The organism is Pigmentiphaga sp. H8 (genome assembly GCF_003854895.1).
In the GTDB taxonomy this organism is placed as follows: Bacteria; Pseudomonadota; Gammaproteobacteria; order Burkholderiales; family Burkholderiaceae_B; genus Pigmentiphaga.
Map to the genome: position 1 here is coordinate 3,302,120 of NZ_CP033966.1, position 13,405 is coordinate 3,315,524.

At 70.0% G+C, this 13,405-nt stretch carries 12 protein-coding genes; 7 read left to right on the forward strand and 5 right to left on the reverse strand.

Annotation, left to right across the window (positions count from 1 at the left end; all coding sequences use genetic code 11):
* The first annotated feature begins 37 nt into the window (after window positions 1-37).
* Complete coding sequence (locus EGT29_RS15620; protein WP_124689847.1) at window positions 38-559, forward strand: MarR family winged helix-turn-helix transcriptional regulator; 522 nt, start codon at window positions 38-40, stop codon at window positions 557-559.
* Between the two features lie 4 nt (window positions 560-563).
* Here the strand turns inward: EGT29_RS15620 and xdhC are convergent, their stop codons facing one another.
* From xdhC to xdhA, 3 genes are read right to left on the reverse strand one after another with little or no spacing between them, the layout of a single operon-like run.
* The gene (gene xdhC, locus EGT29_RS15625; RefSeq protein WP_124689848.1) at window positions 564-1,406 is read right to left on the reverse strand and encodes a xanthine dehydrogenase accessory protein XdhC; all 843 of its coding nucleotides are present in this window, start codon (window positions 1,404-1,406) and stop codon (window positions 564-566) included.
* Window positions 1,403-3,727 (reverse strand): xanthine dehydrogenase molybdopterin binding subunit, encoded by a 2,325-nt coding sequence (gene xdhB, locus EGT29_RS15630; protein WP_124689849.1) that lies wholly within the window; start codon window positions 3,725-3,727, stop codon window positions 1,403-1,405. The genes xdhC and xdhB overlap by 4 nt, the downstream gene beginning before the upstream one ends.
* Window positions 3,724-5,325 (reverse strand): xanthine dehydrogenase small subunit, encoded by a 1,602-nt coding sequence (xdhA, locus tag EGT29_RS15635; protein WP_161567830.1) that lies wholly within the window; start codon window positions 5,323-5,325, stop codon window positions 3,724-3,726. Before xdhA ends, xdhB begins: the two co-directional genes overlap by 4 nt.
* A 143-nt stretch (window positions 5,326-5,468) precedes the next feature.
* Here xdhA and EGT29_RS15640 point away from each other — a divergent pair, with 143 nt between their 5' ends.
* Window positions 5,469-6,455, forward strand: a complete 987-nt coding sequence (locus EGT29_RS15640; RefSeq protein WP_124689851.1) for a LysR family transcriptional regulator — start codon at window positions 5,469-5,471, stop codon at window positions 6,453-6,455.
* Here EGT29_RS15640 and uraH read toward each other — a convergent pair.
* On the reverse strand, window positions 6,418-6,771 hold the full coding sequence (uraH, locus tag EGT29_RS15645; protein ID WP_087840597.1) for a hydroxyisourate hydrolase: 354 nt from the start codon (window positions 6,769-6,771) through the stop codon (window positions 6,418-6,420). The two genes, EGT29_RS15640 and uraH, sit on opposite strands and share 38 nt — an antisense overlap.
* A 170-nt stretch (window positions 6,772-6,941) precedes the next feature.
* Here uraH and puuE point away from each other — a divergent pair, with 170 nt between their 5' ends.
* Complete coding sequence (gene puuE / locus EGT29_RS15650; protein WP_124689852.1) at window positions 6,942-7,883, forward strand: allantoinase PuuE; 942 nt, start codon at window positions 6,942-6,944, stop codon at window positions 7,881-7,883.
* A gap of 8 nt (window positions 7,884-7,891) precedes the next feature.
* Window positions 7,892-9,664 carry a 2-oxo-4-hydroxy-4-carboxy-5-ureidoimidazoline decarboxylase gene (gene uraD / locus EGT29_RS15655; RefSeq protein WP_124689853.1) on the forward strand — a complete coding sequence of 591 codons (1,773 nt, stop codon included), beginning with the start codon at window positions 7,892-7,894 and terminating at the stop codon, window positions 9,662-9,664.
* An 18-nt stretch (window positions 9,665-9,682) separates the two neighbouring features.
* On the opposite strand, the gene EGT29_RS15660 is transcribed toward uraD, so the two are convergent.
* The gene (locus tag EGT29_RS15660; RefSeq protein WP_124689854.1) at window positions 9,683-10,465 is read right to left on the reverse strand and encodes a class II glutamine amidotransferase; all 783 of its coding nucleotides are present in this window, start codon (window positions 10,463-10,465) and stop codon (window positions 9,683-9,685) included.
* 196 nt (window positions 10,466-10,661) lie between these two features.
* Here EGT29_RS15660 and EGT29_RS15665 point away from each other — a divergent pair, with 196 nt between their 5' ends.
* The 3 genes from EGT29_RS15665 to EGT29_RS15675 are packed head-to-tail and all read left to right on the forward strand — an operon-like array spanning window position 10,662 to window position 13,320.
* Entirely contained in the window at window positions 10,662-11,723 is a 1,062-nt protein-coding gene (locus EGT29_RS15665; protein ID WP_124689855.1) for an ABC transporter substrate-binding protein, read from the forward strand.
* Window position 11,724: 1 nt separating this feature from the next.
* Window positions 11,725-12,507 (forward strand): ABC transporter ATP-binding protein, encoded by a 783-nt coding sequence (locus EGT29_RS15670; protein WP_124689856.1) that lies wholly within the window; start codon window positions 11,725-11,727, stop codon window positions 12,505-12,507.
* A 45-nt stretch (window positions 12,508-12,552) separates the two neighbouring features.
* Complete coding sequence (locus EGT29_RS15675; RefSeq protein WP_124689857.1) at window positions 12,553-13,320, forward strand: ABC transporter permease; 768 nt, start codon at window positions 12,553-12,555, stop codon at window positions 13,318-13,320.
* The last annotated feature ends 85 nt before the right edge of the window (window positions 13,321-13,405 follow it).

Here is a 13,405-nt window from a genome sequence, read left to right on the forward strand (position 1 = left end):
GTTCGACGCAACCGAAACGGCGTCGAGAGTCAGTCCCTTGCCCCCTGCGTCTCCCCCTTCTCCGCGGCGCGATTCCGTCCAGCAACTGCTGGACGACTGGAAGCGCGAGCGCCCCGATCTCGATCCCTGGCCGCTGGGCATCATCGGCCGCCTGTCGCGCCTGTCCACGCACATGGTGCGGCACGCCGAGGAATGGCTGGCGCCCATGGGGCTGACCTGGGAGACCTTCAGCCTGATCGTCACCCTGCGCCGCTGCGGCCCGGAGTTCGCGCTCAAGCCCTCGGACCTGATCAAGGTGTCGCTGCTGACCTCGGGTGCCGTCACCAACCGCATCGATCGCGTGCAGGAGCGCGGCCTGGTGATGCGCGAACCGGATCCCAACGACCGCCGCGGCGTGATCGTGCGGCTCACGCCCGAGGGCAAGGCGCTGGCCGACCAGGCCATCGCCCGCCACTTCGAGGCGATGGCGGAGCTGCTGCGGCCCCTCGGCCGCCAGGAAGCGGACAAGCTGGCCGCCATGCTGAGCACCCTGCTGTTCGCCATCGAGGCGGGCGACTAAGGCCTCAAGCCCGCGCTTCCACCGCCTGCGCGGCCAGCAGCAGTTGCGCCGCCACCGAGACCGCGATAATCCCCGGCAGCTTGCCCGGAATCGCCGGCAGCCCCACCGGACACACCAGCGCGTCGATGCCTGCCTCGGCCATGCCCCGCGCGCGCAGGCGCCGCTCGAAGGTCGTGCGCTTGGTGGCCGAGCCGATCAACCCGCAATAGGCGGCATCGCCGCGCTCCAGCACCGCGCGCACGATGTCGAAATCCAGCGCGTGGCTATGGGTCATGACCAGGTGCATGACGCCGGGCGCGGCGTCGGCGACTTCGGCCGCGAGGTCATCGGTCTGCAGCGTCTCGACCTGTCCGGGCAGCGGCTGGGGAAAAACGTTTTCGCGGGTGTCCAGCCACCGTATCCGGAACGGCAGCGGCAGCATGACGTGCACCAGCGCCCGCGCCACGTGCCCGGCGCCATACAGCCAGAGTTCGTACGGCCGCGCCTCCAGCCCGTGCAGCCGCGGCATGGCCTCGTCCCCATCCGCCAGCACCGAGAAGCGCAGCTCCACGCTGCCGCCGCAGCACTGGCCCAGCGAAGGACCGAGCGCGAAGCGGCGCGTCTGCTCGGCCGTGCAGCCGGCCTCGGCCTGCCGCAGCAGCGACTGCGCGTAGGCGATGGCTTCGTACTCCAGGTGGCCGCCGCCTATGGTGCCGGCAAAGCCTTCGGCGCCCACCAGCAGCGCCGCGTCGATGCCGCGCGGGGCGCTGCCCCGCACTTCCAGCACACGGACCAGGCACACGGCCCGGCCGCGCGCCGCGCGGGCGAAATCGGCCAGCCCCTGGGGCAGCAGCGCGGTATGCGTCATTGCTCCACGGCTCGCAGCACGGCCTCGGGCGTGGCGGGCGCCGACAAGGGCACGAGCGGGGTGCGTCCCTGTTCGCGCCGGGCCGCGGCCACCGCCTCGCGTATGGCGAAGAACGCGGCGAAGCCCAGCATGAAAGGCGGTTCGCCCACGGCCTTGGAGCCGTAGACGTTGTCCTCGCGGTTGGGCTCGGGCCAGAGCGCCACGTGGAAATCGGCCGGCACGTCGCCCGAGGTCGGGATCTTGTAGGTGGACGGCGCATGCGTGGCCAGCGTGCCGTCCGGCTTCCAGACCAACTCCTCGGAGGTCAGCCAGCCCACGGCCTGCACGAAGCCGCCTTCGATCTGGCCCAGGTCGATGGCCGGATTGATGGACCGGCCCACGTCGTGCAGGATGTCCACGCGCAGCACCCGCGTCTCGCCGGTCAGGGTATCGACCGCGACCTCGGTCGCCGCCGCGCCGTAGGCGAAGTAGTAGAACGGACGGCCGCGCATGGTCTGGTGGTCGTAGTGGATCTTGGGCGTGGCGTAGTAGCCGTCCGACCACAGCGACACGCGGGCGGCGTAGGCCGCCTTGGCCACGGCCACGAAATCGAGTTCGGCGCCGGGCACGAGCACCTTGCCGCCGCGTATCGACACCTGCGCCACGTCCAGGCCGCGCGTGCCCGCCACATGGGCGCGCAGGCGGTCGCGCACCTCGCGCGCCGCGAACTCGGCCGCCCGGCCGTTCAGGTCGGTGCCGCTGGAAGCGGCGGTGGCCGAGGCGTTGGGCACCCGGCCGGTATCGGTGGCGGTGATGCGCACCCATGCCAGCGGCACGCCCAGCGTGTCGGCCACGACCTGGCACACCTTGGTATGCAGCCCCTGCCCCATCTCGGTCCCGCCGTGGTTCACCGTGACCGAACCGTCGGTATAGACGTTCACCAACGCACCGGCCTGGTTGAACATCGTGGCCGTGAACGAGATGCCGAATTTCACGGGCGTCAGGGCCAGGCCGCGCTTGATCACCGGACTGGCGGCATTCCAGCGCGCGATGGCCTCGCGCCGCCCGGCGTAGCCGCAGTCGGCCTCCAGCCTCTCGATCAGCGCGGGAAGAATGTTGTCGGTGACCTGCATCCCGTAGGGCGTGCGGTCGCGGGGCGCATCGCCGTACAGGTTGATCCGGCGCACGGCCAGCGGATCCAGGCCGAGGTGGCGGGCGATGTCGTCCAGGGCCGCCTCGATCATGCCCACGCCCTGGGGCCCGCCAAAGCCCCGGAAGGCCGTATGGGACTGGGTATGGGTCTTGCAGCGATAGCTGTGGATGGCGGCGGCCGGCAGGTAGTAGGCGTTGTCGGCATGGAAGATGGCGCGATCGGCGATCGGCCCCGACAGGTCGGCCGAAAATCCGCAGGCCGCCGCCTGCATCAGGTCGATGGCCAGGATGCGCCCCTGGCCGTCGAAGCCCACCGTCCAGCGGCCGAGGAAGGGATGGCGCTTGCCCGTGATCAGGAAATCGTCGTCGCGGTCGAGCCGCATCTTGCACGGTGCCCCGGCGATGCGCGCCGCCACCGCCGCCCATACCGCGATGTGGCCGGCCTGGGTCTCCTTGCCGCCGAATCCGCCGCCCATGCGGCGGCATTCGACCTGCACCGAATGGGCCGGCACGCCCAGCGCATCGGCCACCCAGTGCTGCACTTCGCCCGGATGCTGAGTGGACGACAGCACTTTCATCGTGCCGTCCTCGCCCGGCATGGCCAGGGCGACCTGTCCTTCCAGGTAGAACTGTTCCTGCCCGCCCATCGCGAACTCGCCTTGCAGGCGGTGGGGCGCGGCGGCCATGGCCGCCTCGACGTCGCCTTCGGCCAGATGCACCGGGGGCAGCACCCAGGACTCGGCCGCCAGCGCCTCGGCTATGGTCAGGATGGCCGGCAGCGGCTCGACCTCCATCCGCACCGCCCGCGCGGCCACGCGCGCCGCCTTGGCGCCGGTGGCGACGACCAGCGCGACCGGCTGGCCCAGGTATTCGATCAGGTCCGCGGGCAGGATGGGTTCGTCGTGCCCCGCCCCCACCACGTTGGCGGCGGGCAGGTCGGTGGCGGTCACCACGCGGCGCACGCCGGGCACCGCCAGCGCGGCCGAGGCATCCAGGCTCTTCAATCGCCCGTGCGCGACCTTCGACAGCACGGGAGCGACGAACAGGGTGCCGCGCGGCTCGGGCACGTCGTCGACATACAGCGCGCGGCCGCTGACGTGCAGGTGCGCCGCCTCGTGCGGCGCCGCCACGCCGCAGGCCTGCGGCTCGGCCTTGACGTTCAGGATGCCGGGATGGTCGGGCGCGTTCATGCTTGTATCGCCGCGAGTTCGCCCAGGCGCGTGGCCGGCGCCTGCCGCGCCAGTTGCAGGCAGGAACGCAGCAGCAGGTTGGCCGCGGCCTGGCGCCGATAGGCCGCGCTGGCGCGCAGATCGTCCAGGGGATCGAATTCGTCGTGCATGGCCTGCCAGGCCGCCCGCATGCCGGGACTGTCGCGCAGCGCCGCGGCGGGCTGGTCCACCCGCAGGCCCAGCAGCGCCTGCTCGGTGCGCACGGCGCGGCTGGACACCGCGGCCATGCCGCCCGCCCCCACGCCGGCGGCCACGATGCGGCCGCCTTCCACGCGCAGCGCCGTGGCCAAGGCCACCGCGCTGATGTCCTGCTCGACCCGCTTGGACAGCTTCCAGGCATGGACCGCGACATCGGCGCCGGGCAGCGGCACACGCACGGCGCGGATGAATTCGCCCGGACGCAGGTCGTTCTTCTGGTAGCCGTGATAGAAGTCGGTCAGCGGCAGGATCCGCTCGCGGCCCTGCCGGTGCAGCACCACCGAGCCGCCCAGCGCGATCAGCAGCGGCGCGGTGTCGCCGATGGGCGAACCGTTCGCGACGTTGCCGACCAGCGTGGCGCTGTTGCGCACCGGCACCGAGGCGAAGCGGTCGAAGTAATCGATACAGGCGGCAAAGTGCGGCGCCAGCGCCCGCCACGCGTCCTCGACGGTGACCGCCGCGCCGATCTCCAGGCACGCGACATCCGCTTCCCAGCGCGACGATGCCAGCGCATCCCGGCCGATGCGATCGATCGTGGCCAGTTCGGACACCCCGCCTATCCACAACACGTCGCCCAGCGCGCGATGCTGCTTGGTCACCCACAGGCCGACGTCGGTCGCGCCGGCCACGATGCGGCTGTCCGGATGCGCCGCGCGCAGCGCCGCCAGTTGCGCCAGCGTGCGCGGCGCCAGGAAGCGCCCGCGCGCATGGCCCTCGAAACCTTCGGTGGATTCCGGCGCGGTCCAGGCTTGCTGCCCCGGCGCCACCTGCGCCAGGCGCTCGCGCATCCCGCCGGCCGTCTCGCCCTGCCAGTCCGGTGTGCACATCGCCTGCGCCGCGTCCAGGATGGGGCGATACCCCGTGCACCGGCACAGGTTGCCGGACAAGGCCCGCACCGCGTCGTCGCGGTCGACCGCCGCGTCATCGGCCAGCCGCCGGCCCTCGTACATGGCATACAGCGACATCACGATGCCCGGGGTGCAGAAGCCGCATTGCGAACCATGGTGCGCCACCATGGCCGCCTGCACGGGATGCAGGGCCCCGGGTTCGCCGATGTCGCCGGCGGTCGCCAGCAGCTTGCCGTCCAGCGCCGCCACGGGCTGGATGCAGGCATTGATGGCGCGCACACGAAGATCGCCGGCGTCGTCCAGGTCGGTTACCGCCACGGTACAGGCGCCGCAATCGCCTTCGGCGCAGCCTTCCTTGGCGGCATGGCAGCCGGCCTGTTCCCTCAGCCATTCCAGCACTGTGAGGGCGGGCGGCAAGCCGCCCAGTTCGACCAGCCTGGGGCCATGCCAGAAGCGCACGGGGCGAACCCGCAGCTCCGGCGGCGTATCGGGGGAGGAAGGATCGGAAGCCATGTCGCTCAGCCAGGAGTACGCCCGCCGCGTCCATCGCGGCACGCCAGGGACCATATCCGAAACATACGCGCCCTGGCGGGGCTTGTCATCTTCATCCAAAGATGAGCATTATCCATTTTCATGGATGATTTGCCGGAGCTCCCATGCCCGCCTCCCCGCCCGCCACAGCCCCGGGCAGCACCGACCTGTCCCGCCTCAGCCTGACCGACATCCAGGCCTTCGTCACGCTGCTGGACACGCTGCACGTCTCGCGCGCCGCGATACGGCTGGGCATGGGCCAGCCCCAGCTGTCGGGCCGGCTGGCCCGGCTGCGCCGCCTGACCGGCGACCTGCTGTTCGCGCGCGGGCCGGGCGGCGTCGTACCCACCGCCACCGCCCTGTCGCTGGAGGCGCCGGCGCGGGAAATGCTGGCGCAGGCCGAGCACTTCCTGGCGCCCCCGGACGAATTCGATCCACGCAAGGCGCGCGGCACCCTGCACCTGGCCGCGCCGGACTATCTGGACCCCATGCTGCTGCCGCGCCTGGCCGGCCGGCTGCGCACCGCCGCGCCCGCCCTGGCGCTGAGCGTGCACCCGCTGACGGACGACCTGGACTACGCGCAGAAACTGGGCGACGGCCGCCTGGACCTGGTCATCGCCAACTGGCCCGACCCACCGGCGCAGTTGCACCGGCTGCCGCTGATGGAGGACGAACTGGTGGTGATGATGGGCAGCCACCATCCCCTGGCGCGCCGCGGCCTGACCGCGCAGGCCTATCTGCAGGCGCGCCACGCCGCGCCCACGGCGATGCGCCCTGGCCTGCGCAGCACGGTCGACGCCATGCTCGCGCGGCTGGGACACACGCGCCACATCGCGCTCGAATGTCCCGTGTTCAGCCTGATTCCCTACGTGCTGACGCAGACCGACCTGCTGCTGACCACCGGCAGGCGCTTCACCGATTTCTTCGCCAGCTCGCTGCCGGTCTCGGTGATGCCGCTTCCCATTCCGCTGCCGTCATTGCAGTACTACCTGCTGTGGCACCCGCGCGCGCGGCGCGACGGGCCCGTGCGCTGGCTGCGCGAACAGATCGCCGCCAGCGTGCGCGCGCCGGCCGTCAGCTCCCCCGATACGTACTCCAGCTCCAGGGGCTGACCAGCAGCGGCACGTGGTAGTGCTGGCCGGGCTGCGCGATGCCGAAGTCGAGCGCGACGCGATCGACGAAGCGCGGTTCGGGCAACGCCAGCCCGCGCGCGGCGAAATAGTCGCCGGCCTCGAACACCAGGCGGTAGGCGGCGGCGACGAGCTCGTCGCCTTCGAGCAGCGCCCCGTCCACGCGCCCATCGGCATTGGTGGACAGTTGCCGCAGCAGGACCGCCTGGCCGTCATCCATGCGGAACAGTTCTATCCTCATGCCCGCGGCCGGACAGCCATGGGCGGTATCGAGAACGTGGGTGGTCAGCTTTCCCATGGGGATCCTTTGATGGAACGCGATGGCGCGGCGCGCGCCGGCCGGCGCGAGGACAAAAGTGTATATAGTTTCGCTAGCGGCTACATCCCCGCCCGCGGCCCTTCCGCCCGGCATGGGAGAATGTCCATGCGTGTCCGTTCCGTTTCCACTCCTGATTCGTTGCCCGCGCCATGACAGCATATCCCCGCGACATGATCGGCTACGGCCGCCACCTTCCCGACGCGCGCTGGCCCAACCGCGCCCGCGTGGCCGTGCAGTTCGTCCTGAACTACGAGGAAGGCGCCGAGAACCACGTCCTGCACGGCGACGCCGCCTCCGAACAGTTCCTGTCCGAGATCGTGGGCGCGGCCGCCTACCCGGCGCGGCACATGAGCATGGACTCCATCTACGAATACGGCTCGCGCGCCGGCGTCTGGCGCATCCTGAACGAATTCGAGCGGCGGCGCCTGCCGCTCACGGTGTTCGGCTGCGGAATGGCGCTCGAGCGCAACCTGGAAGCCACGGCGGCTTTCCTGGAGCATGGCCACGAGATCGCCTGCCACGGCTGGCGCTGGATCCACTACCAGAACCTGGACGAGGCCACCGAGCGCGAGCACATGCATCGCGGCACGGAAATCCTGCGCCGGCTGACCGATGGCGCCTGGCCCCTGGGCTGGTACACGGGACGCGACAGCCCCAACACGCGCCGCCTGCTGGTCGAACAGGGCGACTACCTGTACGACAGCGACTACTACGGCGACGACCTGCCGTTCTGGACCGAAGTCGAGACGTCCTCCGGCGCGCGCAAGCCCCACCTGATCGTCCCGTACACGCTGGACGCCAACGACATGCGCTTCGCGACGCCGCAGGGATTCAATACCGCCGATCATTTCTTCCACTACCTGCGCGACACCTTCGACGTGCTCTACACGGAAGGCGCCGACAAGCCGCGCATGATGTCGGTGGGCATGCATTGCCGGTTGCTGGGCCGCCCCGGCCGCTTCACGGCCCTGCAGCGCTTCCTGGACCACGTCGAGAAGCATCAGGACGTCTGGGTATGCCGCCGCGTCGACATCGCCCGCCACTGGAAGCAAGAACACCCGTACACGCCGGCCGCCGGCTCCGCCTCCTGATTCCCGCCATGACCGCCTCGCTCACGCTCGACGTCCTGAATACCGCCGATCCCATCCGCTTCGTCCAGTTCCTGGACGGCCTGTACGAGCACAGCCCCTGGGTGCTGGAACGGGCCCTTGCCCTGCGCCCCTTCGCCTCGGCCGCCGCCCTCAAGTACGCGCTGTCGCAAACCGTGCGGCAGGCCAGCCGGGACGAACAGCTGGCGCTGATCCGCGCCCACCCGGAGCTGGCGGGCCGCGCCGCCGTGGCGGGCCAGCTGACCGAGGACTCGGCCGGCGAACAGGCGCGCGCCGGACTCACCCAGTGCTCGCCCGAGGAATTCGAGCTGCTGCAACAACTGAACGCGGCCTACAACAGCCGCTTCGGATTTCCCTTCATCATCGCGGTGCGCGGCCCCACGGGCGCCGGCCTGAGCCGCTACGACATCATCGCCGCCCTGGAACGCCGGCTGCGCCACGCGCCCGACCAGGAGTTCGCCGAGGCCTTGCGACAGATCGACCGGATCGCCGAGATCCGGCTGGCGGACCGGCTGTCGCTGACGCGCCCCTACGGCGACACCGTCATGGGCTGGGCCGAGACGCTGGCCAGCTATTCCGACTCGCCCGACCACCTGACCTGCACCTACCTGTCCGCGGCCCACCGCGCGGTGGCGGCCCGCATCCAGGCCTGGATGCTGGAGGCCGGCTTCGACTCGGTCTACCAGGACGCGGCCGGCAACGTCGTGGGCCGCTACCGGGCCGCCCCCACGGTGGCCGAGCCGCCGCTGGTGGCCACCGGCAGCCACTACGACACGGTCCGCAACGGCGGCAAGTACGACGGCCGCCTGGGGGTCCTGCTGCCTATCGCCGTGGTGGCCGACCTGAAGCGACGCAACCGCCGCCTGCCTTTCGACCTGGACGTGGTGGCCTTCGCCGAAGAGGAAGGCGTGCGCTACGGCAGCACCTTCCTGGGCTCGTCGGCCTACATCGGCCGCTTCGATCCCGGCGTGCTGGACGCCCTGGACGCGTCCGACGTCAGCATGCGCGAGGCCATGCAGCTCGCGGGGCTCGACCCGGAACAGCTGGGCAAGGCGGCGGCCGAGGCGGCGCGCCTGCGGCACTACTTCGAGATCCACATCGAGCAGGGCCCGGTGCTGCTGGAACGCAACCTGCCCGTGGGCGTGGTCACCTCCATCGCCGGCAGCGTGCGCCGCCTCATGACCCTGGCCGGCGTGGCCAGCCATGCCGGCACCACCCCCATGGACATGCGCCGCGACGCCGCCTGTGCCGCCGCCGAGATCGTGCTGGCGGTGGAACGGCGCTGCGCCCAGGCGCCGTCGCTGGTCGGCACGGTGGGGATGCTGAACGTGCCGCACGGATCGGTGAACGTCATCCCCGGCGCCTGCACCCTGTCGCTGGACCTGCGCGCCGCCGACAATGCCGTGCGCGACGCGGCCCTGGCCGACATCGAGCGGGAGGTCTCGGCCATCTGCTCGCGGCGCGGCATCTCGGTCGCGACCGAGGAACTGATGCGCGCCGCCGCCGCGCCCTGCGCCCACGAACAGATGGCCATGTGGTCCCGCGCCATTGCCGACCGCGGCCTGCCCGTCTTCGAACTACCGTCGGGCGCCGGCCACGACGCCATGAAGCTGGCCGAGGCCACGTCCATCACCATGCTGTTCACCCGCTGCGGCAACGGCGGCATCAGCCACAACCCGCTCGAGACCATGACGGCCGACGACGCCCAGCTGGCCGGCGAACTGATGCTGGACTTCCTGGAACAGATGGCGGCCGCCTCGTAGCGGGCCGCCGCGCCGCCCTCAGCCGCTGACCAGGCGCGCCAGCACCGGCGCGCCGTCGACGAACACCATCAGTTCGCCGGGCTCGAAGCGGCGCCAGACCTCGTTGGTGGTCAGGGGCTCGGTCACGATGACCGCGATGCGGTCGTCGGGCGTGGTGACCTGGGCGAAGTCCACGCTGACCTCCTCGTCCGACAGGCTGGCGGTGGCGAAGGGGTGCTGGCGCACCAGGTAGTGCAGGCGCGTGGAGCAATGGACGTACAGGGCCTCGCCGTCCGACAGCATGAAATTGAAGGTGCCGTGCGCGGCGATTCCCGCGCTCAGTTCGCCCAGGGCGTCGGCCAGGGCCTCGATGCCCGGATGACAGGCGAAGCGCGCCCGCAGGCATTGCAGCATCCAGCAGAAGGCCCGTTCGCTGTCGGTGTCGCCCACCGGCCGGTAGGGGCCGTCCAGCGCCGGGAGATAGTTCACCAGGTCGCCGTTGTGCGCGAACACCCAGTAGCGCCCCCACAGTTCGCGCACGAACGGATGGCAGTTCTCCAGCGCCACGCGCCCCACCGTCGCCTTGCGGATGTGCGCGATCACGTTGCGCGACTTGATCGGATAGTGCCGGATCAGGTCCGCCACCGGCGACAGCAGCGCCGGCTCGTGGTCCACGAAGTGGCGCACCCCCGCTCCCTCGAAGAAGGCGATGCCCCAGCCGTCGACGTGCTCGCCGGTACGCCCCGCGCGGGTGGCGAAGCCGGTGAAGCTGAAGACGATGTCGGTCGGCGTGTTGCCGTTCATGCCTAGCAATTGGCACATGGGGAACCTTCGCGGTGCAAGAAAACGGGCATGGATCCTGCTTTTGATACGGGTGGAAACCGGTACGCCCCCAACCGGGGAAACGCCGCACCAATGCGGGTTTACCTCGCATTGTTGGGGTGCGAAACCGGGATGTATTCTCCCCACAAAACCCGGGACGGCACAACCGTCCCCACTCACCCGAGGAAACCCCAGCATGAAGACGACACCTCGCACCCCGGATCGCCGTGCCGTGCTCGCCGGCCTGGCGCTGTCGCTGGCCACGGTCTGGGCCGCTCCCGCCGCCCACGCCCAGGATACCAAGATACGCTTCCAGCTCGACTGGCGCTTCGAAGGGCCGAGCGCGATTTTCCTGGTGGCGGCCAAGAAGGGCTATTTCAAGCAGGAAAAGCTGGACGTGACCATCGACGCCGGCAGCGGCTCGGGCGCGGCGGTGAACCGGGTGGCCTCGGGTTCGTACGAAATGGGTTTCGCCGACCTGGCGGCGCTGATGGAATTCCAGGGCAACAACCCCGGCGCGCCCAACCAGCCCACCGGCGTCATGATGATCTACAACAACACGCCGGCGGCGGTGTTCTCGCTCAAGAAAAGCGGCATCAAGACCCCCAGGGACCTCGAAGGCAGGAAGCTGGGCTCGCCCTCGTTCGACGGCGGCCGCCGGTCCTTCCCGATCTTCGCCCAGGCCAACAAGATCGACGACGCCAAGGTCACCTGGGTCAGCATGGATCCGGCGCTGCGCGAGACCATGCTCGCGCGCGGCGACGTCGACGCGATCACCGGCTTCTACTTCACCTCGCTCTTGAACCTGAACGCGCGCGGCGTCAAGGACCAGGACATCGCCATCATGTCCTATCCCGAATACGGCGTGAAGCTGTACGGCAACGCCATCATCGCCGACCGCAATTTCGCCAGGAATCATCCCGAGGCGGTCAAGGGCTTCCTACGCGCGGTGGCCAAGGCCACGCGCGATGTGCTGGCCGATCCGGCCGCCTCGATCGCCACCGTCAAGGAACGGGACGGCATCATCGACGCGCCGCTGGAACTCAAGCGCCTGCGGCTGGCGATCCAGACCGCCATCGACACGCCCGATGCGCGCGCCGACGGCTTCGGCGACATCGAACCCGCCCGCATGGCGCTGATGGCGGCCCAGGTCACCCGCACCTACGGCACCAAGACCTCGGTCAAGCCCGAGATGGCGTTCGACCGTTCGTTCCTGCCGGAAAAATCCCTGACGGCTTCCGTGCTGCGCGGCAAGTGACATGGCGGCCTTCGTCGATTTCCAGCGGGTCTCGCTGGCCTACAACGCTGCCCTGGAGCGGGCGGGCGACTACGCGGTCGAGGACATCAGCCTCTCGATAGACAAGGGCGAGTTCGTTGCCATCGTCGGCCCCTCGGGCTGCGGCAAGTCCACCTTCATGAAGCTGACGACCGGCCTGAAGTCGCCCACCCGCGGCACCGTGACCGTGGGCGGCAACCGGGTCACCGGCCCCCTGAAGATCGTCGGCATGGCCTTCCAGGCTCCCAACCTGCTGCCTTGGCGCACCACGCTCGACAACGTCCTGCTGCCGCTGGAGATCGTCGAGCCCTACCGCTCCAGCTTCCGGGCCCGGCGCGCCGAATACACCGACCGCGCGCGGGCGCTGCTGGCCACCGTCGGGCTGGGCGGCTACGAGCACAAGTTCCCGTGGGAGCTGTCGGGCGGCATGCAGCAGCGCGCATCGCTGTGCCGGGCGCTCATCCACGAACCCGAAATGCTGATGCTGGACGAGCCTTTCGGCGCGCTGGACGCGTTCACGCGCGAGGAACTGTGGTGCGTCCTGCGCGACCTCTGGAGCGAGCGCCGCTTCAACGTGGTGCTGGTCACCCACGACCTGCGCGAGGCCGTGTTCCTGGCCGATACCGTGTACGTGATGAGCAAGCGCCCCGGCCGCATCCTGTCCCGCCGGGATATCGAACTGCCACGGCCCCGGCAACTCGAGACCACCTATTCCGACGACTTCAACGCCCTGGTGCTGGAACTGCGCACCCAGATCGGACATTGACCGGCGCCCCGCGCGCTTTCCCGCCTCCCCACGCCGACTCGCCCGATGAACAACACCCTCGCCCAACGTCTCGCCCCGATCACGCTGCTGGCCGCCGTCATCATCCTGTGGGAGATCATCTGCCGGGTTTTCGAAGTGTCCGAGTTCATCTTCCCCAGCCCCTCGCAGATCCTGCAGGCCACCATCGACTACGCGCCGGTCATCGCCATGCATGCCTGGCGCACCTTCTGGGTCACGATGGCCGGCTTCGGCATCTCCATCGTGGTGGGCGTGGTGCTGGGCTTCGTCATCGGCAGCTCGCGCCTGGCCTACACGGCCGTGTACCCCTTGATGACCGCGTTCAACGCCCTGCCCAAGGCGGCCTTCGTGCCGGTGCTGGTGGTGTGGTTCGGCATCGGCATCGGCCCCGCCGTGCTGACCGCCTTCCTGATCTCGTTCTTTCCCATCATGGTCAACATCGCCACCGGGCTCGCCACGCTCGAGCCCGAACTCGAGGACGTGCTGCGTGTGCTGGGCGCCAAGCGCATGGACGTGCTGCTCAAGGTCGGGCTGCCCCGGTCGCTGCCGTATTTCTATGCCTCGCTGAAAGTGGCGATCACGCTGGCCTTCGTCGGCTCGACCGTGTCCGAGATGGCGGCCTCGAACGAGGGCATCGGCTACCTGCTGGTGTCGGCCGGCTCGGCCATGAAGATGCCGCTGGCCTTCTCGGGCCTGATGGTGATAGGCGTGATGGCCATGGCCATGTACGAGCTGTTCGCGCTGGTGGAAAAACGCACCACGGCGTGGGCCCACCGGGGCAACCAGGGCACCTGAGGCCGGACCCGTCTCCGAATTGAGACGCGCTGTAAGTATCGCTACATAATCCGGCCGGCGCGCGGGACACGCGCCGGGGCGGGCA